20 protein-coding genes are annotated in these 25664 nt (G+C 59.4%); 13 read left to right on the top strand and 7 right to left on the bottom strand.

Annotated features, from left to right (window positions below; all coding sequences use genetic code 11):
• The first annotated feature begins 173 nt into the window (after positions 1–173).
• Positions 174–1295 (top strand): agmatine deiminase, encoded by a 1122-nt coding sequence (gene aguA / locus CSV91_RS06060; RefSeq protein WP_099432180.1) that lies wholly within the window; start codon positions 174–176, stop codon positions 1293–1295.
• 189 nt (positions 1296–1484) lie between these two features.
• Entirely contained in the window at positions 1485–3035 is a 1551-nt protein-coding gene (locus CSV91_RS06055) for an RNA-binding domain-containing protein (RefSeq protein WP_172622457.1), read from the top strand.
• An 82-nt stretch (positions 3036–3117) separates the two neighbouring features.
• Here the strand turns inward: CSV91_RS06055 and CSV91_RS06050 are convergent, their stop codons facing one another.
• The 5 genes from CSV91_RS06050 to CSV91_RS06030 form a co-directional block, all read right to left on the bottom strand.
• Positions 3118–3762 carry a GNAT family N-acetyltransferase gene (locus CSV91_RS06050; RefSeq protein WP_099432178.1) on the bottom strand — a complete coding sequence of 215 codons (645 nt, stop codon included), beginning with the start codon at positions 3760–3762 and terminating at the stop codon, positions 3118–3120.
• 481 nt (positions 3763–4243) lie between these two features.
• On the bottom strand, positions 4244–5275 hold the full coding sequence (locus CSV91_RS06045) for a 3-deoxy-7-phosphoheptulonate synthase (protein WP_099432177.1): 1032 nt from the start codon (positions 5273–5275) through the stop codon (positions 4244–4246).
• Positions 5276–5844: 569 nt separating this feature from the next.
• Positions 5845–7701 carry an ABC transporter ATP-binding protein gene (locus CSV91_RS06040; RefSeq protein ID WP_099432176.1) on the bottom strand — a complete coding sequence of 619 codons (1857 nt, stop codon included), beginning with the start codon at positions 7699–7701 and terminating at the stop codon, positions 5845–5847.
• The gene (locus CSV91_RS06035) at positions 7701–10067 is read right to left on the bottom strand and encodes an ABC transporter ATP-binding protein (RefSeq protein ID WP_099432175.1); all 2367 of its coding nucleotides are present in this window, start codon (positions 10065–10067) and stop codon (positions 7701–7703) included. The genes CSV91_RS06040 and CSV91_RS06035 overlap by 1 nt, the downstream gene beginning before the upstream one ends.
• Entirely contained in the window at positions 10064–10513 is a 450-nt protein-coding gene (locus CSV91_RS06030) for a MarR family winged helix-turn-helix transcriptional regulator (RefSeq protein WP_099432174.1), read from the bottom strand. Before CSV91_RS06030 ends, CSV91_RS06035 begins: the two co-directional genes overlap by 4 nt.
• 289 nt (positions 10514–10802) lie before the next feature.
• On the opposite strand from CSV91_RS06030, the gene CSV91_RS06025 reads away from it, so the two are divergent.
• The 9 genes from CSV91_RS06025 (at position 10803) to yihA (ending at position 19717) form a co-directional block, all read left to right on the top strand.
• A complete protein-coding gene (locus CSV91_RS06025) occupies positions 10803–11552 on the top strand; it encodes an SDR family NAD(P)-dependent oxidoreductase (protein WP_006234857.1) in 750 nt (249 codons plus the stop codon).
• A 108-nt stretch (positions 11553–11660) separates the two neighbouring features.
• On the top strand, positions 11661–12674 hold the full coding sequence (locus CSV91_RS06020) for a 2-keto-3-deoxygluconate permease (protein WP_232049573.1): 1014 nt from the start codon (positions 11661–11663) through the stop codon (positions 12672–12674).
• Between the two features lie 471 nt (positions 12675–13145).
• Positions 13146–15197 carry a formate C-acetyltransferase gene (gene pflB / locus CSV91_RS06015; protein ID WP_099432172.1) on the top strand — a complete coding sequence of 684 codons (2052 nt, stop codon included), beginning with the start codon at positions 13146–13148 and terminating at the stop codon, positions 15195–15197.
• 85 nt (positions 15198–15282) lie between these two features.
• Positions 15283–15534 carry an autonomous glycyl radical cofactor GrcA3 gene (gene grcA3, locus CSV91_RS06010; RefSeq protein ID WP_055252439.1) on the top strand — a complete coding sequence of 84 codons (252 nt, stop codon included), beginning with the start codon at positions 15283–15285 and terminating at the stop codon, positions 15532–15534.
• 436 nt (positions 15535–15970) lie between these two features.
• The gene (locus tag CSV91_RS06005; RefSeq protein WP_099432171.1) at positions 15971–16825 is read left to right on the top strand and encodes a DegV family protein; all 855 of its coding nucleotides are present in this window, start codon (positions 15971–15973) and stop codon (positions 16823–16825) included.
• Positions 16826–17012: 187 nt separating this feature from the next.
• Positions 17013–17831: a pyruvate formate-lyase-activating protein gene (pflA, locus tag CSV91_RS06000; protein ID WP_099432170.1), complete on the top strand. Its 819-nt coding sequence runs from the start codon at positions 17013–17015 to the stop codon at positions 17829–17831.
• Between the two features lie 303 nt (positions 17832–18134).
• Positions 18135–18269 (top strand): hypothetical protein, encoded by a 135-nt coding sequence (locus CSV91_RS10220; RefSeq protein ID WP_255413212.1) that lies wholly within the window; start codon positions 18135–18137, stop codon positions 18267–18269.
• Positions 18270–18347: 78 nt separating this feature from the next.
• Positions 18348–19088 (top strand): 5'-methylthioadenosine/S-adenosylhomocysteine nucleosidase, encoded by a 741-nt coding sequence (mtnN, locus tag CSV91_RS05995; protein WP_099432169.1) that lies wholly within the window; start codon positions 18348–18350, stop codon positions 19086–19088.
• Positions 19089–19126: 38 nt separating this feature from the next.
• Positions 19127–19717: a ribosome biogenesis GTP-binding protein YihA/YsxC gene (gene yihA, locus CSV91_RS05990; protein ID WP_099432168.1), complete on the top strand. Its 591-nt coding sequence runs from the start codon at positions 19127–19129 to the stop codon at positions 19715–19717.
• Between the two features lie 258 nt (positions 19718–19975).
• On the opposite strand, the gene thrB is transcribed toward yihA, so the two are convergent.
• Positions 19976–20857 carry a homoserine kinase gene (thrB, locus tag CSV91_RS05985; RefSeq protein WP_006234874.1) on the bottom strand — a complete coding sequence of 294 codons (882 nt, stop codon included), beginning with the start codon at positions 20855–20857 and terminating at the stop codon, positions 19976–19978.
• A gap of 203 nt (positions 20858–21060) precedes the next feature.
• Positions 21061–22578, bottom strand: coding sequence for a threonine synthase (gene thrC, locus CSV91_RS05980; protein ID WP_099432167.1), 1518 nt, complete (start codon positions 22576–22578; stop codon positions 21061–21063).
• 104 nt (positions 22579–22682) lie between these two features.
• Between thrC and CSV91_RS05975 the strand changes: the two genes are divergently transcribed.
• Entirely contained in the window at positions 22683–24071 is a 1389-nt protein-coding gene (locus CSV91_RS05975) for an aspartate kinase (RefSeq protein ID WP_099432166.1), read from the top strand.
• 174 nt (positions 24072–24245) lie between these two features.
• Positions 24246–25271, top strand: a complete 1026-nt coding sequence (locus tag CSV91_RS05970) for an aspartate-semialdehyde dehydrogenase (RefSeq protein WP_089572346.1) — start codon at positions 24246–24248, stop codon at positions 25269–25271.
• The last annotated feature ends 393 nt before the right edge of the window (positions 25272–25664 follow it).

Below are 25664 nucleotides of genomic sequence, written 5' to 3'. Positions count from 1 at the left end.
TTTCATGCGGCTTTGTCAGTATGACACGTCTCGCGCGCCACTAGAACTTTAGGTCAGTGAACGGTGTCCTTTTGGGTGGCGAAAGGGTCCCCTAGGCCCATTGAGAGTGGGCTTCCGGAGCCGCACAATGGGGCCGTCATCACAAAGGGTCGTCCATATCGTTAGGAGCCAACATGAAGACCATTTACGAGAGCGAGTCTACGCCAAAGAAGGACGGATTCTACATGCCCGGCGAGTACGAGGAGCAGGAGCGCACCTGGATTTTGTGGCCGCATCGTTCGGATGTGTGGCGCTGCGGTGCCAAGCCGGCGCAAAAGGTCTTTACCGAGATCATCAAGACCATTGCACGTTTTCAGCCCATCACTGTGGGCGTCAACACCGAAGACTTCCCCGCGGTGTGTGAGATCTTCGACGGCGTTGAAAACGTGCGCGTTATCCACATGGAGTACAACGACTCCTGGATCCGCGACCCCGGCCCGGCGTTTCTTGTCAACGACAAGGGCGACGTGGCACTCTCGCACTTCCACTTTAACGCGTATGGCGGCTTTATCGACGGTCTGTATTTCCCGTGGGACAAGGATGCGAGCATCGGCTTGCAGGTGGCGCAGCTCGAGCAGGTCAACCGCTATCGTCCCGAGGACTACATCCTCGAGGGCGGCTCGTTTAACTGCGACGGCCAGGGCACCGTGGTGACCACCGAGATGTGCCTGCTCAATGAGGACCGCAACCCCCAGTACACCAAGGAGCAGATCGAGGAGAAGCTTGCCGAGTACTTGGGCATCGAGAAGGTCATTTGGATCAAGGACGGCATCGACCCGTTTGAGACCAACGGGCACGTGGACGATGTTGCATGCTTTAGTGCGCCCGGCGAGGTCTGCTGCATGTGGACCGACGATCCCAACCATAAGTTCTACAAGGAGTGCCAAGAGGCGTATAAGACGCTTTCCGAGACGACGGATGCCCGTGGCCGCAAGCTCAAGATCCACAAGGTGATTATGCCTGCGACCTCGGTATATATGACCGAGGAGGAGGCATCGACCATCGATCCGGTCGAGGGTGTGCTGCCGCGTACTCCCGAGGACGCCTTTGAGCCCAGCTACCTCAACTTCTTGCCCATCAACGGGGCGGTGCTGGTGCCACAGTTTGGCGACCCCAACGATGCCCAGGCACTCAAGGATATCCAAGCCGCCTATCCGAATCGCGAGGTCATCGGCATCATGACGCGCGAGGTCATCTATGGTGGCGGCAACATCCACTGCATCACCCAGCAGCAGCCCAAGGCGCGCTGCAAGTAGAGGCGGTTGCAGGCACACGGGGTAGTGTCGATATGACCTGGGGCCCGCTGGCGCACACGCTGGCGGGCCCTTTTGCGTGCGGCGGGCAGCGTTGCACGCTGGCACTCGGGTCTAAGCGAGGGTACCAGGGGCCTTGTTTATCGTCGATAGTTGGTCTAGAATCGTCGATAGTCGATGATAGGGGGTAGCATGCAGCTTGTTGAAAGTGAGACCGTGGAGTTCAAGTGCACATTTACCCCTAAGCTGCTCAAAGCTGTGGTGGCGTTTGCCAATTCAAATGGTGGTACCTTGTATATCGGAATCGACGATTTTGGCAGCATCATCGGCGTGGACGATATCGATGCCACCATGCTTCAATGCTCTAATGCAATAACCGATGGCGTGTATCCCGACGTTTCTGAAATCACGACGGTCTCCGCATTGGACATCGATGGCGCGGCGTTGGTGAAAATCGAGGTTGAAGCGGGTCCTCACAAGCCGTACTGCCTGTGCTCGAAGGGATTTGTTCCCGCCGGGGTATATCGGCGCCTGGGTCCTGCCAACGTGCCCATCGAGATGGCCCAGATCCGCTCGATGATCAAGCGCACCGACGGCGATTATTTTGAGACCGCGCGCTCTCATGAACAGAGCTTGACGTTTTTTGAAGCCGAGCGGGCCTTTAGGCGCGCGGAGATTACGTTTGACCAAACCTCTCAAAAGAATCTCGGCCTTATCGATGAGCTGGGCTTTTACACCAATTTGGCACTGCTGGTCTCTGACCAAAACCCCTTTGCAGTCCGCGCTGGCCTCTTCAACGACGATGCGTATACCGAGTTTATCGACCGTCAGGATGGCGAGGGCTCGATCTTCAGGCAGATAGAGGATATCGAACGGTTCCTCAATATATCGAACGCAACGCGTATGTACTTTGTGCCGGGAAGGCTCGATCGCATAGATAAGGACGACTATCCCCGCGAGGCTGTTCGAGAGGGAATTCTGAACCTGTTTATCCATCGCGACTACGAATCTTCGGTGGCGTCTCTTATCAAGATGAGCCGTACGGCGCTTGAATTTACCAATGCGGGAGGGCCGCAGCACATCAGCGTCGAGGAGGCGCTTGCGGGCGGCTCGGACGCTCGGAATCCAAAGCTGCAACTGCTCTTTTTGCGTCTGGGGATGGTTGAGGCGTTTGGAACGGGCCTCAAGGGGATCCGTGCGCTCTATGAGGCGGAAGGGTTGGAACCCGAAGTCTGCGCCTACCCTGCAATGTTTAGGTTGTCGCTGCCCAACGTCAACGCCGTGCGCAATTCCTATCTGACGCCTCGTGGCAATAGCGGTCCCAACTTGCGTGGGGATTACAGCGATTATGAGCAGCTCGAGCGGGAAGGGGCGCTGCCGCCCGATGTTTCGCAGGCGTTTGCATCCGTGCGAGCGCAGCGAGAGGGGCACGTGTCGATGAATGGCGACTGCGGCCACGAGGTGCGTGCCAAGCTCGTGGAGGAGCTTGGCTTTGATGTTGCGTGCAAGGCGTCCGCGATGCTACAGGATGTCTCGGACGAGCGACGTGGTGGATACGCTCGCGCCTTGATTCGCTTTGCCCTTGAGCGGCCCCGCGGTTTTACGCGCCAGGATGCTTCGGACGCTCTGGGAACTGGGCGCGACGTGACGCTGCGGGTTATCAACGGTTTGCTTGAGGAAGGCGCACTCGTTAAAGAGGGGCGCGCTCGGGCGACGAGATATCGCGCTGTCGGGCAGGTTTAGGGACGGGCGGTCCGGCCCCCTGGGTTATTCCTGGGCAGAGGCCAAGGGCCGGGTGCCCGGCGCACCTTGATTGAAGGGGTACTTAGAGCGTGCCTCCGTACATATAGACGATAAATCCGTCACCGGTGTCTTGGCTGTGGTCCTCTAGGATGCGCTTCATGTTGAGGTGCTCGTAAAACTGCCAGTCGGAGTTGCAGTCGCTCATCAGAAAGAATTTGGTGCAGCCTGCCTTGGCGAGCTCGGCGCGCGCAAGGTCGATGAGCTCGCGGCCGAGTCCCTTGCCCTGCCATTCAGGCACAATGATAATCAAGTTGAGCTGACCCTGGGCATATTCGTTGCCTGTGGCGGCAAAGCGATCCGCTGTGGCCTTTTCGCGGCTGTCTCCAAAGAGCGAGCCCTCGAGCTTGGCATCGGCGGTCTTTGCCATCTCGGTTGCCTGGGCGAACATCTCGTTATAGCAGGGCTCCCACGTGGGATTGGTGCGCGGCTTGCCGTCCTCGAAGATGCCGATGCAGCAGGCGGCGATAATGCGGCCCTCGGTCTCGGCGACGAGTGCGATGGGGGAGCGCTGCAGCTGCATGGCGATGTTAAAGCGCGCGCAGAAATCGGCAGCTTCGACGTCGCCGCGGTTGCGCAGCGTGTTGCACCACAGCTGGTTGTAGATGGCGGCGATGCCGGCCAGGTCATCGAGCGTGGCGGCGCGCAGGGTTACGTTGTCAAGGCTCATGGAGGCTCCTTCCAAGTTGGGTCAGGCCACCTCTGAGTGTGACATGGCCGCAGAGCGCCCGCATCAATCATTCGGCAGACGAGCCACGATACCTCGGGGACGGAGGGCCCTAAGAAGGAATGAGGGCGGATTTTCGGACACTTGCTCGATGAGAGTGGATAATCTCCCACTTTTGGCGCTGGTATAGGCCAAAAACGGGAGATTATCCACTCTCATTCTGGGTAGTCGTTGGGGACGTTCTTAAACGACCAGTCATTAAAGAACGTCCCCAACGACTACCCCAAAAGGAGCGTCCCCAAGTGCCAGCTTTGGTAACGATGCTGGTATAAAAACGTCAGCGAAAACCCGTCAGAGCGAGCAAGGTGCCTTGAAGCGAGGCGGCATTGACCTTTTGGTCATGCCGTCGAAGCTGAAAGGCAGATTGCCGCTCTGGCGGGTTTGCAGCGTCGGCTGGTTACGGCGTTTGGTAAAACGCCGTAACCTACACCCGCTCCGCGATCTCGTGGATGAGGTAGTCGGTCTTTTCCCAGCCCAGGCACGGGTCGGTGATCGACTTGCCAAAGACGCCGCCATCGACTGGCTGATTGCCATCCTCCAGGTAGGACTCGATCATAAAGCCCTTGACCAGCTTGGAGATGGACTCGTTGCGGCGGCAGCTGTCGAGCACCTCCTTGCAAATGCGGTACTGCTCCAGCGGGCGCTTGCCCGAGTTGTCGTGGTTGCAGTCGATGACCGCCGCCGGGTTGGCGTAGCCGGCATGCTCGGTATAGCGCTCGGCCAGGCGCTCCAGGTGCTCGTAGTGGTAGTTGGGGTAGGTGCGACCGTCGAGACCGATGTAGCCACGCATGACGGCGTGTGCGAGCGGGTTGCCGTCGCACTCAACCTCCCAGTTGCGGAAGATGAAGCTTTGATGTGCCTGGGCGGCGTAGATGGAGTTAAGCATGACGGTGGTGGAACCGGCGGTGGGGTTTTTCATGCCGACGGGCACCGAAATGCCGCTCGACACCAGGCGATGCTCCTGGTTTTCGACCGAGCGCGCGCCCACGGCAACGTAGCTCAGCAGGTCGACGAGGTACTGGTAGTTGGACGGGTAGAGCATCTCGTCGGCGGTAAAGAAGCCAGTCTCCTCGATGACGCGCAGGTGCATGTGGCGGATGGCCTTAACGCCTTCAAGCAGGTCATCGGGCGCCTCGGGGTCGGGGTTGTGCAGCAGGCCTTTGTAGCCAGTGCCCTTGGTGCGCGGCTTGTTGGTGTAGACGCGCGGAATGATGATGAGTTTGTCCTTGACCTCTTCGGCGACCTTGGCCAGTCGGTTCATGTACTCAAGCACCGAGTCCTCGCGGTCGGCAGAGCACGGGCCGATGATGAGCGCTTTGCGTGCGTCCTCGCCGGTAAAGACCTTGGCGACCTCGGCGTCGAATGCCTGCTTTTTGGCGGTAAGCTCGGCGGAAAGCGGCATTTCCTCGCGGATCTCCATGGGGATCGGCAACCTGCGCTTGAATTCCATGGCCATATGGGGCCTCCTTTATCAATTAACGGCAACAATTGGCGAATTCTCGAATGCTCGGCATTATCCGCTGTCGCACGCTAAAGTGCAAGCGAAACCTGCCGAAAAGGGACAGGTTTATTTTGGTCGGTTTTATCTGGGGAAATGTCGGCGCTCGCCGGAAGGGGAGGGCCAGCGTACGGCACGGTGGAGCAAGTTGGATCTTCTGCGGCATACCCTGTGGACAAAAAACGGCAAATATGAGTACTGTTGCTAGCGTAGTATCATATCGATCTTACAAGATAATAGACACAACAGTAAATATGTTCATTAACGTTGGCACACAGAAGCATGCTACCGGGCATTTTGATCAATTTGAAGGCATATCTAGGCCGCAAAGAGGTCGTTTGGGGCAGTTTTGGCTGTTATTAAAAAGGTGACAGTACTCATATTTGCCATTTTTTGTCCACGGGGCCTTGAGGGAGGGCGTCAATCAGGTCCCAGGGGAGGCGTTTCGAGGGCCGCAGAACAAAAAACGGGGGCGCAGTTCATTCTGCGCCCCCGTTTTTGGGTATTGCGGTTGTTTGCCGCCGGTTTTACGCCGCCTCGTCGAACTGCGAGTTGTACAGGTCGGCGTAGAAGCCGCCTTGGGCGAGCAGCTCGTCGTGCGTGCCCTTCTCGACGATGTCGCCGTCGCGAATCACCAAGATTACGTCGGCGTTGCGGATTGTGGACAGGCGGTGCGCGATGACAAAGCTCGTGCGGCCCTGCATCAGCGCATCCATGGCGCGCTGAATAAGCTCCTCGGTGCGGGTATCGACGTTGGAAGTCGCCTCGTCCAAAATCAGCGCCGGACGGTCGGCCAAAATGGCGCGGGCGATGGTCACGAGTTGGCGCTGGCCCTGTGAGAGGTTGGTGCCCTCCTCGTTGATCATAAAGTCGTAACCGCCGGCGAGCGTATGGATAAAGTGGTCGCAGCGCGCGGCGCGTGCAGCGGCTTCGACCTCGGCATCACTCGCATCGGGACGTCCGTAGCGGATGTTCTCGCGGATGGTGCCATTAAACAGCCAGGTATCCTGCAGCACCATGGCAAACTCGCCGCGTAGCGCCGCGCGGTCCCAGTCGCGCACGTCGACGCCCTCGACGCGCAGCGAACCGCCGTCCACATCGTAAAAGCGCTGCAGCAGCTTAATGAGCGTGGTCTTGCCGGCGCCGGTGGGGCCGACGATGGCGATGGTCTGACCGGGCTGCGCCTCGCAGCTAAAGTCGTGGATGATGGTCTTGTCGGGCGTGTAGCCAAACTTGACGTGGTCGAACTCCACGTGGCCGGGGCGCTTCTCGGGAATCTGCGCGTCGGCCTTCTGCTCCTCCTCGGGCGCAGCCAAGAACTCAAAGACGCGTTCGGTTGCGGCGGCCATCGACTGCATCGTGTTGCTCACGTTGCCCAGCTGCTGCACCGGCTGCGTAAAGTTGCGAACGTACTGGATAAAGCTCTGGATGTCGCCGGGCGTGGCATTGCCGGTCAGCGCGAGCTGCGCGCCTACCACGACGACGCCCACGTAGCCCATGTTGCCCACCAGACTCATAAGCGGCATCATCAGGCCCGACAGGAACTGCGAGCGCCAGCCGCTAATAAAGAGGCGGTCGTTTTGACGGTCGAACTCCTCGATTGAGGCTTCGGCGCGGTCGAACACCTGAATAACGTTCTGGCCGGCAAAGTCCTCCTCGATAATGCCGTTGACGGCGCCCAGGACTTGCTGTTGCTCGCGGAAGTACGGCTGCGAGAAGTGAATCATCACGGTCAGGATAATCGCGGCAGCCGGCAGCGTGAGCACGGTGACGCCGGTAAGCGGCAGACTGATCGACAGCATCATGACGAGCACGCCGATAATCTGCGTCACCGACGTGATAAGCTGCGTCACGCTCTGGTTGAGCGACTGACCCAGCGTATCGACGTCGTTGGTGATGCGGCTGAGCACGTCGCCCTTGCTGTGGCCGTTAAAGTAGCTCATCGGCACGACGGCAATCTTGGCGGCAATCTCCTTGCGCATGCGGTAGCAAATCTTTTGTGTGACGCCGGTCATGAGCCAACCCTGGATGAGGCTGCAAACAGAGCTTGCCAGATACAGGCAGAGCAAAAAGCCGAGCGTCTTGGCGATCCAATCAAAGTCAACATCGCCGGTGCCGTTGACCTTGGCAACCAGGCCCTCGAACAGTTTGGTCGTAACCTGGCCGAGCACCTTGGGCCCCACAATGTTAAAGATGACCGAGCACACGGCAAAGGCGACGGCGGCAAACACGGCAATCTTGTGCTGGCCGATATAGCCGAGCAGCTGCCTCATGGTGCCCTTAAAGTCCTTGGCCTTTTCGCCGCGACGCATGCCGCCCATGCGGCCCATGGGGCCACGCTGACGGGTGGGCTTGGGAATCTGAGTCTTGGTCTCGTCTGCCATTAGCGCTCGCCTCCTTCCATGACGGCTGCAATTTCTTCTTGGGTAAGCCCCAGCTCCTCGGCGGAAAGCTGCGACTGTGCAATCTCCAGGTACGCCGGACAGCTGCGCAGCAGCTCCTCGTGCGTGCCGGTGCCCACTACGTGGCCGTCGTCGAGCACGATGATCTGGTCGGCGTGCATGATGGTCGCGATGCGCTGGGCCACGACCACGAGTGCGGCGTCGGTAACGTTTTTGGCCAGCTCCTCGCGCAGGCGCGCGTCGGTCTTGTAGTCGAGGGCGCTAAACGAGTCATCGAACACCACGACCTCGGGCTTTTTGGCCAGGGCGCGGGCGATGGCCAGACGCTGGCGCTGACCGCCCGAAACATTGGAGCCGCCCTGGCTGATGGGGGAGTTGTAACCGCCCTCACGCTCGGCGATAAAGTCCTCGGCCTGGGCGATGTGTGCCGCCTGGCGCATGTCGTCATCGCTCACCATGTCGCCGGCAAACTTGAGGTTGCTCTCGACGGTGCCCGAGAACAGGCGTCCCTGCTGCGGGATATAGCCAATGCGGCGGCGTAGCTCGGAAAGGGTCATATCGCGCACATCGACGCCGTCGAGCGTAATGCTGCCGCCGGTGACGTCGTACAGGCGCGGGATGAGCTGCACAAGCGTGGACTTGCCCGAGCCTGTGGAGCCAATGATGCCGAGCATCTGACCGGCATGCGTGGTGAAGTTCACGCCGCTGATGACATCGGCGCGGGCATCGGGATACTGGAAGCTCACGTCGCGGAAGGTGAGCTCACCGCGCGGAGCGCTGGCCGCGGGCAGTTTAGGCGAGACGGGGTCGTTGATGCTCGTGGGGCAAGTGATGACCTCTTCCACGCGCTCGGCTGCGACCTCGGCACGGGGTAGGATGACCGACACCATGGTGAGGATCATAAACGCCATGACGATCTGCATGGTGTAGGAGATAAACGCCATCATGTTGCCGACCTGCATCACGCCGTCGGACACGCCCTGCGCACCAAACCAGACGATAAGCACGGTGATGCAGTTCATGACGAGCATCATGAGCGGCATCATAAAGCTCATGGCTCGGTTGGTGTAGAGCTGCGTGGTCATCAGGTCGAGGGACGCCTGGTCAAAGCGCTCGAGCTCATGCTCCTCGCGGTTGAACGAGCGGATGGGCATAAGACCGTCGAGCAGCTCGCGGGCGGTAAGGTTCACGCGGTCCACAAAGCTCTGCATCATTTTGAACTTGGGCATGGTGAGGCCCATGAGCACGCCGACGACGGCCGACACCGCGATGATGGCCACGGCGATGGTCCACTCCAGGCCGGTGTGGTTGGCCAGGACGCGCATGACGGCGACGACGCCCATGACGGGGGCCATCAGGCACATGCGGATAAACAGGGTTGCCGCCATCTGAATCTGCTGAATGTCGTTGGTGCAGCGAGTGATGAGCGAGGCCTGGCTAAACTTGCCCACTTCGGCCGGCGAGAAGTGCATAACCTTGTTGAAGGTCTCGCGGCGCAGGTCGCGGGCGATGGAACAGGCGGTGCGCGAAGCCACGGCGCCGGTCAGGATGGTGGCGACAAGCGAGATCAGGCACAGACCAAACATCGTGGTCGCTATGCGGCTCAGGTAGGCGTTCTGCACGTCAGCGGGGTCGATGCCCTGCGCCTTGTACTCGTCCTGTACATAGCTCACGGCGCGCTGGGTCACGATGGAGCCCGACATGGAGCCCATTTTGTCCGCCATTTGGTTGGCGCCCTCGACGAGCTTGCTTTGGTCTACCAGACCGCCCTCGACACCCAGGCGCAGGCTCTTCATGGTGATCTTACCGCCGTCGGCATCAATCTGCTTTTGCATGTTCTGCGCCGCTACGGCCTTCTGCTGCATCTCGGCGAGCTGCTCGGGCGTCATCGCCGCCATCTGCTCGGGGGTGGGCATGGCCTGGGCAGCGTTGCTGTCTTTCTCGCTGGACGAGCCCATCATGTCGCCCATAGAGTCGGCGTCAATGCCCTGGTTGAGCGAAAGAACGACAGTCTCGGGCAGGCTCATAATGTCGGCAATCTTGCCTCCATCGGCACGCTCTTCCTCGGTGCCCTTGTACGTTCGAATGTCGTTTTTGTCAGCCTTGCTAAACACGGCCTCCACAGCCTTGGCGTCCTTGGCGCTCATAAAGAGTTCGAGGTCGTCGAGCGATTCGGCGCGGATGGTGTCGGGCACGGGCGAGGCGATGCCGCCTTGCTGCACGCCCACGTCGACGATGTCGCTCATGTAGGTAGGCAGCGCCAGATCGGCGTTGCAGCTGATTACGATAAGCACGATAGCTGCGAACAGTGCCAGGACATGCTTTTTAAAGAGCTTGAGAATCCTCACTCGGCATCTCTCCTTTCTTGATTACGGTCGATAATTTCGTTGGCACGCCTTAGAAGACGCACCATCTCTTGGGTATCTGTTTCGCCGAGCTGCTCGAGGAAAGCCGCAGTGCGGTTCTCGAATTCCCGACGTTTGATTTCGAGATCATGGAATCCCTTGTCGGTCACCGTGACGTGTACGCGACGACGGTCGGTCTTTGAGTGCTCACGCTCAACCCAGCCCTTGGCTTCGAGAGCGCGTAGGATATTGGCGATGCGGGCGTTCGAGACCCAGGCGCGATCAGCGAGTTCGCTCGGCGTGAGCGAGCCGCCAGCGAGCATGAGAGCGCGCATGACAGCCATCTCGCCGCCGAGAGCTTTGTCCGCAAAGCGCGAAATGCGCTGATGCATGCTGCCAAACTCAGTTAAGAGCTGACGCCCGAGCTCATGGAAATCGGTATCTTCCACCGAAAACCCCTAACACTAGAAACTATTTTCGGTGAAAGATGATACCCACGTACGCACGCCCTAACCGGCAGATTTTGAGGCATGTTCCAAAAATCTACGTGACTGCCAGTCAATATAAAGAGCGCATAAAGACTTAAAATCATTCAATAATTGTAGCGTTTCAAAGAATTATCATGCACGCGGTTAGGCGAGGGGTTGTCACCACCATGACGACTGGGACTCATTTATCGCCACGTGCGATGCTCCAACTTCCCGCAAGGAGACACCTTATATAAAGGGGGATGGAGTCATGGCATTTGACTTCACGGGCAAGACCGCGATTGTCACGGGTGGCACTCAGGGCATTGGCCTCGAGATCGCCAAGGGCATCGTCGCGGGCGGCGGACACGTCGCGCTCATCGCAAGGAACGCTGCTAAGGGCGAGGCCGCTGTGGCCGAGCTTGGCGAGGGCAACAAGTTCTATCAGCTCGATGTTGCCGATGCGCCCAAGGCGCGTGAGACCGTCGAGCAGATTTTTACGGACCTGCCGCAAACCAACATCCTGATCAACTGCGCTGGCGTTATCAGCACCAAGAAGTTCGACGAGATCGATGACACTGAGTGGCGTCGCACCATCGACATCAACCTCAACGGCACCTTTACCATGATGAACGCCGTGTACCCGCACTTTAAGGCGGCCCATGCCGGCACTATCGTCAACGTGAGCTCTGTTGCTGGCAAGATCGGCGGCGGCCTGCTCGGCACCGCTGCCTACGCCAGCTCCAAAGCCGGTGTTAACGGTCTAACCAAGGCAGTCGCCAAGGAAGGCGGCAAGTTTGGCGTCCGCTGCAACGCCGTGTGCCCGTCGCTCACCCTTACCGATATGACCTCGATTCTCTCTGACGAGAACTCTCAGCGCATCATCAACGGTATTCCTCTGGGCCGCGCCGCCCAGGCCAGCGAGCCTGCGCAGATGGTGCTCTTCTTCGCTTCCGACCTCGCTAGCTTCGTGAACGGCGAGATCGGTGACTGCGACGGTGGCATCGTTCTGGACGGGTAATACCCCGCGACGTTAATTCGGCGACGGCTCCTGCGACTCGGGACCGTCGCCTTCTTTCTGACAAAGGCGCGTGCGGCTACGATTCGCATGCATCCAAAGGAGATATATATGAGTGAATCGACTGCGGTGGAGGCGCCGGCGGCAAAGGAGCCGTTCTTTAAGATGTCCTCCATCCCGGGTGCCAATATTTTGGTGCCGCTTTTGTTGGGCTGCCTGCTCAACACGCTGTTCCCCGACCTGTTCAAAACGCTCGGCAGCTTTACGCTCGGCATGACCCAGCAGGGCGCAGGCCCGCTTGTTGGCGCTTTTTTGCTCATCGTCGGTACGACGATTTCGTTTAAGAGCGCTCCTGCCGCCGCTGCCCGCGGCGCCATCATCATCGCCGTCAAGCAGATCGTGGTCGTTGCCGTGTCGCTGCTCATCCTTTATGTGTTCAACGACAACCTGTTTGGTATCTCGGCCATGGTGATGCTGGCCGCTTGCACGGGTGCGAACAACGCTATGTACGCTGGACTGATGGGCACCATGGGCAATGAGGCTGAACGTGGTGCCGTCGCAATCACCACGCTGGTTGTCGGCCCTCCGGTCACGATGATCGTGCTCGGCGCTGCCGGCCAGGCCCCGATCGGCTGGTCGCTCGTGGGTGCCATCCTGCCGATCGTCGTCGGCATTATTCTGGGCAACCTCTTCCCCAGCTTTAAGAAGATGATGGCACCGGCACTTTCCGCCGTCATCGTGCTCGTCTTCTTTGCCATGGGCTCGACCATGACTTTTGGCCAGCTCATTAATGGCGGTCTTCCCGGTATTCTGCTCGGCGTGATCTGCTCGGTGGTCTTTGCAATTCCCGTCATCGCGGTCGATAAGCTCACGGGCGGTACAGGTGTCGCAGGTGCGGCCATTTCGAGCTGCGCCGGAGCCAATGTGGCCACGCCTGCTGCCATGGCAAGCGTCAACGGGGCCATGTACGGCGGTGCGGTGCTCGCAACGGCCACGGCACAGGTCGCTGCCTGCGCAATCGTTACGGCTATTTTGACCCCGCTGGTCACCAGCTGGTGCTACAAGCATTTTGAGGGTCAGGGCCACAGCAAGGCAACGACCGACAAGGCCGCCGCAGCCGCCTAATGCCAAGCGGCAATCAAAGCTAAATAACTAACCATGCCACAGGGCGGTCCCGGGGGAAATCCCGTGGCCGCCCTGCAGTTTCTGCGGGGTCTCGGGGACACTTTACCCTGCTAAAACTGGCATAACAGCTAGAGTGAACGTCGTGCAAAGGCAAGGAAAAATACCAAACAAATCGGTGAACGGTAGTTGTTCGCGCTCGCATTTCCTGCGGATTTGTTAAAAACGCACTAATGGTATAAAAAAAGAAACATATAACAGCCCTGATGAAGGGGGTGGCTATGTTATCCTTCTCAAACGGGTGAAATCTTGGGTTTTTGGGTTGCAGTTCCAAGGTGGACATACGTTTTTCCCTGTACCAATGTGTGGTGAAGAACGGAAGAAGCCGGTAGTGCAAGCCGATAATTCAAGAATTCAATAAGCAGCGGTGTGAGAGAGCGCCGCATTACACGTAACTAGGAGCGTGGTTACACAATGCAGGAGGCATGGGAAGGCTTCAAGGAAGGCATCTGGACGGGAGAAGTTGACGTCCGAGACTTCATCCAGAAGAACTACACCCCCTACGAGGGCGACGAGTCGTTCCTCGCCGGTCCGACCGAGCGTACCAAGGAGCTGTGGGGCGAGGTTCTCGACCTGCTGCTCAAGGAGCGCGAGCAGGGCGGCGTCCTCGATATGGACACCAAGACCGTCACGGGTATCGTGAGCCACCCCGCTGGCTACATCGATAACGCCCATCGCGACAAGGAGACCATCGTCGGCCTCCAGACCGACAAGCCGCTCAAGCGCGCGCTGCACGTCAACGGTGGTATCCGCATCGCTTGCCAGGCTGCCAGCCAGCACGGCTATAAGGTCGACGAGAACGTTGTCGAGCGCTACACCTTCGAGCGCAAGACCCACAACGCCGGCGTCTTCGATGTCTACACCCCCGAGATGCGCGCCTGCCGTTCGGCCCACATCATCACCGGTCTGCCCGATGGCTATGGCCGCGGCCGCATCATCGGCGACTACCGTCGTGTCGCCCTGTACGGTGTCGACTACCTGATCAAGGACAAGGAGGCCCAGAAGGCTTCCACCCCGACGGTCATGACCGCCGACAACATCCGCGACCGTGAGGAGCTGCAGGAGCAGATCCGCGCCCTCGGCGAGCTCAAGATGATGGCCGAGACCTATGGTTTCGATATTTCCAACCCTGCTACCAACACGCAGGAGGCCATCCAGTGGATGTACTTCGCCTACCTCGCTGCCGTCAAGGAGCAGAACGGCGCCGCTATGTCCATCGGCCGTACCTCTACGTTCATCGACATCTACGCTGAGCGCGACCTTGCCAACGGTACCTTCACCGAGGAGCAGATCCAGGAGTTCGTGGATCACTTCATCATGAAGCTCCGCATGGTCAAGTTTGCCCGTACCCCCGAGTACCAGGCCCTGTTCACCGGCGACCCGCAGTGGGTCACCGAGTCCATCGGCGGCATGGGTGTCGACGGCCGTACGCTCGTTACCAAGATGAGCTACCGCTACCTGCACACGCTCGAGAACATGGGCACCAGCCCCGAGCCCAACATGACCGTTCTGTGGTCGACCCGTCTGCCCAAGAACTTCAAGAAGTTCTGCGCCAAGACTTCCGTCGCCAGCTCCTCGATCCAGTACGAGAACGACGACCTCATGCGCGTCTATCACGGCGACGACTACGGCATCGCCTGCTGCGTGTCCTCCATGCGCATCGGCAAGGAGATGCAGTTCTTCGGCGCCCGTGCCAACCTGGCCAAGTGCCTGCTGTATGCACTCAACGGCGGTGTTGACGAGGTCTCCAAGAAGCAGGTCGGCCCCAAGTACCGCGCCGTCGAGGGCGACACGCTTGATTACGACGACGTTGTGGCCAAGTACAACGACATGATGAAGTGGCTCGCTGGCGTGTACGTCAACTCGCTGAACATCATTCACTACATGCACGACAAGTATTGCTACGAGCGCATCCAGATGGCTCTGCACGACAAGCACGTGCATCGCTGGTTCGCTACGGGCATCGCTGGCCTTTCCGTCGTGGCCGACTCCCTGTCCGCCATCAAGTACGCCAAGGTCCACCCCGTCCGTGACGAGAACGGCATCATCGTCGACTTCGAGACCGAGGGCGAGTTCCCCAAGTACGGTAACGATGACGACCGCGTCGACCAGATCGCTCACGACGTTGTGCACCAGTTCATGGAGTACATCCGCATGAACGACACCTACCGCAACTCCGTGCCCACGACCTCGGTTCTGACTATCACCTCCAACGTCGTGTACGGTAAGAAGACCGGCTCCACGCCCGACGGCCGCAAGGCTGGCCAGCCGTTCGCCCCGGGTGCTAACCCCATGCACAAGCGCGATAGCCACGGCGCCATCGCTTCGCTGTCTTCGGTTTCCAAGCTCCCGTTCCGCGATGCTCAGGACGGCATCTCTAACACCTTCTCCATCATCCCGAGTGCGCTCGGCAAGGAGGACCAGGTGTTCTTTGGCGATATCGACCTTGATCAGCTGGGCGAGTAACTATTGTTAGTGCTATACTAACAATAACGATTACTGATTAGCGCGCCGGTTTCGGCCGGCGCCTATCAATCGAAGGAGACACATTATGAAGGTTTCTGAAGTTTCCGAGACTCAGGCCGATAACCTGGTCCACATGCTCGACGCTTACGCCGAGAAGGGTGGCCACCACCTGAACATCAACGTCTTCAACCGTGAGACGCTGCTCGACGCTCAGGCTCACCCCGAGAAGTACCCGCAGCTGACCATTCGCGTTTCCGGCTATGCCGTGAACTTCCACACGCTCACCAAGGAGCAGCAGGACGAGGTCATTTCGCGTACCTTCCACAACAAGTTCTAAAGGGGTTTAACTCCTGCAGGATTGCCGGGCCGCTTTGGGTTACTTTCCAAAACGTCCTCGGACATGCAAAGGGCTCCGCTGTGCGCTTCGCGCGGCGGAGCCCTTTGCGTCCTGCGGAATGTTTTGGAAAGTAACCCAAAGCGGCCCGGCGGGGTCCTGTGTAGTCACCCTTTAGGCGGAACTCTCCTAATGGGTTGAGCGTTCTGGATACTTGCTTGCTACCGTTTATCGCGTATAGCTACCGTTTGCGGAATAAGTAACACTCCTTAATAAACCGTGTAGAATCTCAGATAAGCACGGATTTTTCCAGGGAGACGCTGTCCTTTGTTGTGTGCAAGGGGCGGCGTCTCTTTGGCGCTTGGAGGCCGTTCTGCAGCAGGACGGCGGACGTGCGTCACATATTCAAAAGCCAACGTCGAGATGGGTTGTGATGATAATGGGCAAGTACGTAATCGTGGTTGAGTCTGGTTCGGATGTGACGCCGGAGCTCTGCGAGCGCTATGGCATCGTGCGCGTGCCCATGCATGTCACGATTGGTGACGAGACCGTCGAAGACGGATCGATCGACCCGCTTGAGATTTACTCGCGCTGCAACGAGTTTGGCGTGATGCCCAAGACCAGTGGCTGTTCGCCAGCGGATTTTGCGCATGTGTACGACCGCATCCATGCTGAGCAACCCGACGCGACTATTCTGCATCTTGCCTATTCCGAGGTTACGACCTGTTCGCATCAGTCCTCGAAAATTGCCGCCAAGGGTCGAGACTACGTGTTCTCCATGGACACGCGCTTTGTCTCGGTAGGCCAGTCGCTCGTTGTCGTCGAGACTGCCAAATACATCGAGGCTCATCCCGATGCCACCGTTGACGAAATTTTCGCCTTTACCAATTCCGTTATGGACCGCGTGCTGTTGGGCTTTGTCCCCACCGATCTCGCCTTCCTTAAGGCCGGCGGTCGTTTGTCCAACGTGGCATTCCTCGGTGCCCATCTGCTCAAGATTAAGCCCTGCATTGAGGTAACGGGCGGCAAGTTCGTGGCGACCAAGAAGCTCCGCGGCTCTATGCTCAAATGCGCCCGTGCCTTTATTGACCACATGGTTGCGAAGGGCGATATTGATTACTCGCACATTGGTTTGGCGTATTCAGTGGGCCTTTCCGAGGAGCTGCGGGACGATATGGAAGTCTATGCGCACGACCTGGGCTTTAAGGACATCACCTGGACTCAGGTCGGCGGCGTCATCTCGAGCCACTGCGGCCCGACCGCCTTTGGCGCGGTGCTTACGCTTAAGGCGTAGGGCCTGGCGTCTATCGATTTCTATTGCTTCGGCGGCGAGCGGGTTGTGACAACCTTCCCGCCGCTTTTGCGTGGAGTCAAATAGGACGATCTAATTGACCGCTAAACCGTTTCGCCATCAGGCGTATGGGCTAGAATGGCTCTGGCATTTTAATTGACAAAAACCAAAGAGAGGCAAGGTTGCGGGAATGGCTGAGATGACGCTTGAGGGTGTGGATGCTCATCCCGAGGACTCTGCGTATGCCCTGGGTCGCGTGCATTCGATCGAGACGATGGGGACGGTCGATGGTCCCGGCATTCGCTTTGTGGTGTTTGTCCAGGGCTGTCCTATGCGCTGTGCGTATTGTCACAATCCCGATACCTGGTCTGTTAACGGCGGCACGATGGTGACCGTCGAGCACCTGATGGACGAGTTCCAGAGTAACCATGAGTTTTACCGTAGCGGCGGAATTACGGTTTCGGGCGGCGAGCCGCTCCTGCAGCCTGAGTTTTTGGCCGACCTGTTCCGTGCAATGCACAACAACCCCGATGGCCGCGTGCATACCTGCCTAGACAGCTGCGGCTATGCGTTTGATCCCAAGCATCCGGAGAAGTTCGATGCTGTGCTCAACGAGACCGATATGGTGCTGCTCGACATCAAGCATGCCGATCCGGTTGAGCATAAAAAGCTGACCGGCTGCGATCCTGCGCGCATCCTGGCGTTTGGCGATGAGCTTGCCCGTCGCAAGATTAGGGTCGTTATTCGACATGTGGTGGTGCCGGGCATTACCGACACGGTGGAGGAGTGCGAAGCGCTCGGCCGCCTGATTGCCCCGTGGCATAACGTGGTGGGCCTGGAGATGCTGCCGTATCACACGATGGGTGTCGTCAAGTACGAGCAACTGGGTATTCCCTATAAGCTCGAGGGCGTGCCCCAGATGGATACCGCGCGCATGCCCGAGCTGCGCAACGCCGTCATGGCCGGCATGAAAAAGCGCCGTGCCGAACTCAAAAACGCCATCGGCTAGCGGCACTCATTGGGGACAGACTTAAAAGCGCCGCGCCGAACTCAAAAATGCCATCGGCTAGCAGGGCACTCATTGGGGACAGACTTAAATGAGTGCCCCTGGGCACCAAGTTGATTGCCAAAGAGCCCCGTCAAGTTGCGGTGGAATAGTTCTTGTTTTTCGGCTTATGCAGCCCAAACAGGAACTATTTCACCGCAACTGCGTTTTGGGCAAAGATACGCAACAGAATCGGTGTTTTTGCATAGAAACGCCTGTTTATTGTTTAGAGACACCTTAAACGCGACTGAATATCTTTGGAAAGAAATGCCTGCTATCGACATCGATGGCCGTACCTATGTCATGAGCGTCATGACATCTATGCCGTGGAGCGACCGCTCGAGCGAGGTTACGGCCGCGATTGCAAAGGCGCTGTTTGATACGCGAGCTGCACTGGCTTAGCGTGTTCGTTTGGCGAGGTCAAACAAAATGCTGGTACCATACCGTGGTTGAGAATTTCGTATAGGTTTGGGGAATGGTATGGCTACCATCGCGATTATCGGTGCGCTCGAAAAAGAGATCATGCAGATTAAGGAAGAGCTGAGCGACGTTTGCGAGGCGCGGGAGGCAGGCTTGACCGTTGTGAGCGGTGAGCTCGACGGTCTGACAGTTGTCGCCACAACGGCGGGCATGGGCACGGTGAACGCCGCCGCTGCAACACAGCACCTCATTAGCAAGTATGCTCCGCAGGCTGTTGTGTTTTCGGGCATTGCGGGCGGTTTGAACCCCAAGCTCCATATCGACGACGTGGTCATTGGCAAACGCCTGCGCTATCTGGATACCGATACCGCGCTTATCGCCGAGTCCGCACCGGGGCTCGAGGAGTTTGGCTCGACACCCGCGCTGGTCGATATTGCCGTCGACGTGCTTGCTGAGCGTGGGTTCGTTGATGCTTCAACAAATGCAGTCGCTTCGAACGAGGGCACCAAGCAGTTCCTGGTCGGCACGATTGCCACGGGTAACCGCTTTGTGACGGGCGCCGCCATGCGCAACGACGCTATCGAGGCGACGCATGCCGATTGTGTCGGCATGGAGGGCGCGGCAATTGCCCATGTCGCAACCAAAAATGGTGTCGATTGCCTGGTGTTGCGCGCTATCAGCGATAATTGTGACGAGGCGTACGATGCAATTTGCGACCGAGAGTTCGATCTGTTCGAGTACGCGCGTGTCGCAAGTAACATCACGCTCGATATCGTCCGCCGCATTGCCGCTGCGCAATAGCGCGCTCTTTTGTAAGAACCTACGACCAAGGAGTGTCCATGGCCGATTCCATTAACTACCAGCTTGCCAAGTTCGTCGCCAGCTACGGCAAGGTTTCGCAGATTCCCGAGTCCACCTGCCCCGAAGTGAGCTTTGTCGGCCGCTCCAATGTGGGCAAGTCGTCGATTATGAACAAGCTCTTTGGCCGCAAGAACCTGGTCAAGGTTTCGAGCACACCGGGCAAGACGAGCAACATCAATTTCTTCGAGGCCGACGACGTGCACTTCATCGACCTGCCGGGCTATGGTTTCGCCCGTCGTTCTAAGGCCGAGCGTGACCGCTGGGCCGAGCTTATCGGCGACTTCTTCGACTCCGAACGCAGCTTTAACTTGGTCGTCTCGCTGGTGGACATTCGTCACGATCCCAGCAAGCTCGACCACGACATGATCGACTACCTACAGGGCAACGAATTCAACTTTATCGTCTGTCTCACCAAGGCCGACAAACTCAGCCGTACCCAGCAGGCCCGCCAGGCAGCAGCCATCAAAAAGCAGCTCAACGTCCCGGCCGAAAACGTGATCATCACAAGCTCCCAGACCGGCACCGGCATCGACGAACTCAAAAAGCGCATCGCCGAGGCCTGCCTCTAGTAAGGGTCCCATCCTAGTAAGGGCCCCCACCAATAAAAAGCCAAACCATCAGTCCGGCGCCCCTTCAAAGCGTGGGTTCCTATAGACATCGTCGACCACGTTGCTGTAGGGCCGCCCAAGGGTATCCCCTTAAAAACATTCCGCAGCACGAGGCCCGCTTATCCGTAGCTCCGAAGGAGCAGGATAAGCGGGCCTCAAGTGCGAGGACGTTTTTAAGGGGATACCCTTGGGCGGCCCGAAGGGATTAACCAGCGATGTCTACAGGTACTCGATTTGAGCGCCCTCGGTGTCGCACGTCAGAATATGCGTGTCGCACTTGGGGAACTGCTCACGCAGCTTGACCTGCAGGAACTTTGCCACGATGGTATCGTCGGTCACAGCCATAAGGGTCGAGCCGGAGCCGCTGATCCAGATGGTCTTGGCGCCGCCGTTAAGGCAGGTGTCGCGCACAGCGTTGTAGTCGGGAATCAGACGGCGACGATAGGGTTCCTGGATACGGTCGTCATTGGCGGCGGCAATCAGGTCCAGATCGCCGGTCTCGAGACCGCGCGTCATGCCGGCGATGCGGCCCATCTGCCATACGGCGGTGGAAAGCGGAATCTCCTGCGGCACGACCTTGCGCGCCTCACTCGTGTGTACCTCGTAGGGCGGAATCACGGTAATAAAACGCAGGCGATCGCTCACCTCGTAGCGCAGGCACTGGGGGAGCGAATCGGTCGGCGTAAAGGAGCAGACGGCGCCGCCCAGGATAGCGGGGGCGACGTTATCGGGATGGCCCTCGACCTCGGTGGCAATGCGGACGAGCTCGGCGCGGTCGACGGTGTGGCCCGTCAGCGCGGCGGCGGCCATAATGCCGGCGACAACGCAGGTGGAGCTGGAGCCCAGGCCGCGAGCGACGGGCACATCGGTTTGAATGTCGATGGCAACGGGAAAAGCCGGCTCGCCCCATGCGGCAAGCGCATCGACAAAGCTCACGTAGACCAGGTTGTTCTCGTTTTGGAATTCCTCGGGGCAGCCCGTGATGGTGAGCTTGTCGGCGCGCTCGAAGGTGAAGTGCGAGTAAAGGCTGACGGCCATGCCGAGGGTGTCGTAGCCAATGCCCAAGTTGGCGCTTGTTGCTGGGACGGTGATCTTGATCATGTGAGTCCTCCTGGCGTGCCTGGCTGTTTAGTTCGCTGCTCGGGCAGTCCTGCGCAAGACGGAAAGCACATTAAGTGCTTTCCTTTGCGTGCGGAACTCGCGACGAACTAAACAGCCAGGCACGCTGTGCGCGTTCGTCATCATCCCGGGGGTTATCTGATGAAAGAAGGTGCGCCGGCTTTCGCCGGCGCTTAATGAGGGGCTTAGTTGGAAGCCATCTTTTTTGCTACGGACTCGACGTAGCTGGCCATCTCATCGACGTCGCAGACGTCTTCGAAGCGGACGGGTTTGGATTCGAGTTCGGCGAGCTGGGTCGGGGCGACCGTGTTGGTGGCCTGCTCGAGCACGCGCATGGCCTCAAAATCATCCTCGGGAACGTTGAGCCCCAGGGCGTCGCAGCAGGCGCGTGGGAACTTGTAAGGGCTGGCGGTCGAAAGCAGCACGCGGGCCTTGGCGCCCTCGGCGGGAGCGACCTGCTCAAAGACGTGATAGCCGCAGGCGGTATGCGGATCGATCACGTAGCCGTTCGCATCCCAGCAGGTCTTGATGGCAGCGCGGACCTCGTCCTCGCTGGCCCAGCCGCAGCCAAAGACGCTCTGAATCTTTGCCAGCAGCTCGGCGGGCACCTCGTAACGACCGGTCTGAGCGAGCTGCTCCATAAGGCCGGCAACGAGCTCGCAGTCGCCATCGGACAGGAAGTAGAGCATGCGCTCCAGGTTGGAGCTGATGAGGATGTCCATCGACGGCGAGATGGTCGTGAAGAACGGGCGGTTACGGTCGTAAACGCCGGTGGTCAGGAAGTCGGCCAGCACGTTGTTCTTGTCGCTCGCCACGACGAGCTTGGCGACGGGCAGACCCATGCGCTTGGCGTAGTAGCCGGCCAAGATATCGCCAAAGTTGCCGGTGGGCACACAGAACTCTACGGCGTCGCCAGCCTCGATAGCGCCGGCGCGCAGCAGCTGCGCATAGGCGGCAAAGTAGTAGACGACCTGCGGCACCAGGCGGCCGACATTGATGGAGTTGGCGCTCGAAAGCACGGTGCCAGCGGCCTCCAGGCGCTCGGCAAGCTCCTTATCGGCAAAGATGCGCTTGACGGCGCTCTGGGCGTCGTCAAAGTTGCCGCGGATGCCGCAGACAGCGACGTTGTCGCCCTCCTGAGTGGACATCTGCAGGTTCTGGACGCGGCTGACCTTGCCCTCGGGATAAAAGACAGTGATGCCCGTGCCCGGAGCGTCGGCAAAGCCGGCGAGTGCTGCCTTGCCGGTGTCGCCCGACGTGGCGGTGACGATCATGATGCGCTCGGCGCCGCCGTCCTTGGCAGAGGTGCGGGCCATCAGGCGGGGGAGCATCTGCAGGGCGACGTCCTTAAAGGCGCTCGTGGGGCCGCCAAAGAGCTCCATCACATAGGTTTGCGGGGCGTCGGCGCCCGGTGCGGCGTCGAGTTTGACGAGCGGCGTGACCTCTTCGCTCGCGAACGTGCCGCGGTATGCCTCATTCACACAGGCCGAAATTTCTTCGGTCGTGTAATCATTCAGTAACATTCCCAACACATCTTGAGCGATTTCAAAGTACGATTTATCTGCAAGCGAGCTGATATCGACCTGCTGGGTGCCGAGCTCGTCCGAGACAAACAAACCCCCGTCGGGAGCGATGCCGGTACGGATTGCCACCTTACTTGAGCACGATAAAGTGCGTCCTCGTGTACTATGATAAGTTCCCATATAACACTGCTCCTCGGATGCCTTGGTCCCAATCGGTGAAACCATGGTATCAGAGCGCGCAAAATAGGTTCGCAGAGGCTTTTTAGAAAGGTAACCTCCAGCCCATGATTAAGATTGCCAAGTTTGGCGGCTCGTCGGTCGCCGACGCCGAACACTTTAAGAAGATCAAGGCCATCGTCGATGCCGATCCGGCCCGCCGTTTTGTGGTGGTTTCTGCCTGCGGTCGCCGTTTTAAGGGCGACACCAAGGTGACCGATCTGCTCTACTTGGTCAACGCGCACGTCAAGTACCACGTGTCGTGCGAGGAGCTGCTCGAGGACATCGGCCAGCGCTATTTTGATATCGCTGACGAGCTGGGGCTCACCTATCCCATCCGCGAAGAGTTTGCGGCCTTTGCCGAGCGTGCTCGCTCCGGTGGCTACTCTACTGAGGAGCTCGTAAGCCGCGGCGAGTACTTTACCGCTCGCCTGATGGCCGAGTACCTGGGCCTGCCGTTCCTGGATGCCGCGACGGTCGTGGCGTTCCATCATGACGGTACGCTCAGCATGAACCGCACCGCCGAGCTGGTGCAGGAGTACGGCCAGCAGGGCGGCTTTGTTATGCCCGGTTTCTACGGCGCGACGCGTGAGGGGCAGATCAAGCTGCTCGACCGTGGCGGCGGCGATATTTCCGGCTCGATTCTGGCCAAGTGCCTTGGTGCCGACCTGTACGAGAACTGGACCGACGTTTCGGGCTTCTATTCTGCCGATCCTCGCATTGTGCCCGAGGCTCAGCCCATCGCCCGCGTTACCTACGAGGAGCTGCGCGAGCTTTCGTACATGGGCGCGAGCGTCCTGCACGAGGAGGCCGTGTTCCCCGTGCGCGAGGCAGGCATTCCGCTGGTCATCAAGAACACCAATGCGCCGCAGGACCCCGGCACCATCATTAGCGAGACGGCTGACGAGGGTGAGGCGGAGCCTATCATTACCGGCGTGACCGGCAAGCGCGGCTTTGTCGCCATCAACGTTGCCCGCGACCGCACCAAGCCCCGTGTCGGCTTTATGCGCCGTGCACTTTCGGTGTTCGAACGCTATGACGTTTCCGTCGAGCATATGCCCACCGGCGTCGACCGCTTTGGCGCCGTGGTGCAGGAGCAGGATGTGCACGATTCGCTGTACTCACTCGTGGGTGACATCCAGCAGGAGGTCGAGCCGCTCGAGATCGAGGTTGTCGAGGGCTTGGCGCTCATCGCGACCGTCGGTCGTAACCTGCGCGGCCGCGCAGGTATCTCGGGCCACCTGTTTGGCATGCTCGGCCAGGCCGGCGTGAGCGTGCGCATGATTTCGCAGAGCTGTGACGAGATCAACATCATTATCGGTGTCGAGGAGAAGGACTTCGACCTGGCGATTCGGACCATTTACCGCGCCTTCTCCGACGAGAACGGCATTGTGAAGGTCTCCGACCTGGAGGCTCCCGTGCCGGTCGATCCCGCCCCGGCCGCGCTCCACAAGTAGCTGCTATCCCAGTAGATTTTTGGGACTTGCCTCAAAAACTACGGCGGGGCGTTTCGTTTCGGTTTCGTTTCGACGGGGCGGGTTTCGTGCCCGCCCCGTTCTTGTATAAACTGGGCAAGAATATCCGGCCTGCTTGGCGTGCGGGCGATAGCCACAACCTTTAAAGGGGGAAGCATGAAACAGTACACGGTTGCTATTTTGGGCGCGACGGGAGCCGTGGGCACCCAGATGCTCGAGTGCCTCAACGAGCAGGAGTTTCCGGTCGGTAAGCTCAAGCTGCTGGCGAGCGCACGCTCTGCGGGCAAGACCGTCGAGTTCCGCGGCGAGCAGGTTGTGATTGAGGAGGCTTGCCCCGAGGCCTTTGAGGGCTGCGACATCGTACTCGGCGCTGCCGGCGACGATATCGCCAAGGAACTGCTGCCCGAGGCCGTCAAGCGCGGCGCCGTTGTGGTCGACAACAGCCACGCCTTCCGCATGGATCCCGAGGTGCCGCTGGTCGTGCCCGAGATCAATGCCGATGACATCAAGTGGCATCATGGCCTTATTGCCAACCCCAACTGCGCGACCATCATCGGCCTGGTTCCCACCTGGCCGCTGCATCAGCTTGCTGGCGTGAAGCGTATGATCGTGTCCACGTATCAGGCAGCTTCGGGCGCCGGCGCTCCCGGTATGGCCGAGCTTGAGGCTCAGCTGGCCGCCCTGGGCCGCGGCGAGGAGATTCCCGAGCCGCGCGCGTTTGCCGCCCAGCTGGCGAGCAACCTGATTCCGCAGATCGGCGGCGTCAAGGAGGAAGGCTTTACTTCCGAGGAAATGAAGCTGCAAAACGAGGGCCGCAAGATTATGCACCTGCCCGAGCTGCGCGTGAACTGCACCTGCGTGCGCGTGCCCGTGCTGCGTTCGCACTCCGAGAGCATTACGCTCGAGTTTGAGCGCGATATTACGGTCGAGGAGGCCCGTGCCGCGCTGGCTGCCGCTCCCGGCGTGAAGCTGGTTGACGACATGAGCGCCGAGGATGCACACGACCGCTTCCCCATGCCGATGGATACGTCCGACCAGGACCTGATTTGGGTCGGCCGCGTGCGTCGCGACATCTCGAACCCCGAGGCCGCGCGTGGCATCACCTTCTGGTGCTGCGGTGACCAAATCCGTAAGGGCGCGGCAACCAACGCCGTCCAGATCGCTAAGCTGCTCTGCGAGTAGCGGTTGACCTGTCCGGCGGGGGCCGGGCTTGGTTTTCAGAACGTCCTCGACCATGTGTGGCGCCTTGTCCTGCTCCTTCGGAGCCGCGGACAAGGCGCCACACTGGTCTGCGGAGTGTTCTGAAAACCAAGCCCGGCCCCCGCCTGCGGTGACGTTGCTGCGAGCTGCCCGCGATGGGGCCGTTGTTGGTTGGGGCCGCTGGGCTGATGTGGGGGCACGTGGTTGTTGCGGGCCCTGGTCCCGGCGGCGGCCTCGGCGCTTTGCGCCTGCCGCCTTGGGGGACTTTGGGGTGCGGCCGGCAGCTGTGGCGCGTTGCGCCTGCTGCCTGCGGGGACTTTGGGGTCGTGCGGCAGCTGCGGCGCTGTCGCGCCTGCTGCCTTGGGTGACTTTGGG

Source organism: Collinsella aerofaciens (assembly GCF_002736145.1).
GTDB classification, from domain to species: domain Bacteria; phylum Actinomycetota; class Coriobacteriia; order Coriobacteriales; family Coriobacteriaceae; genus Collinsella; species Collinsella aerofaciens_A.
This window is presented reverse-complemented; position numbering and strand designations above follow the sequence as displayed.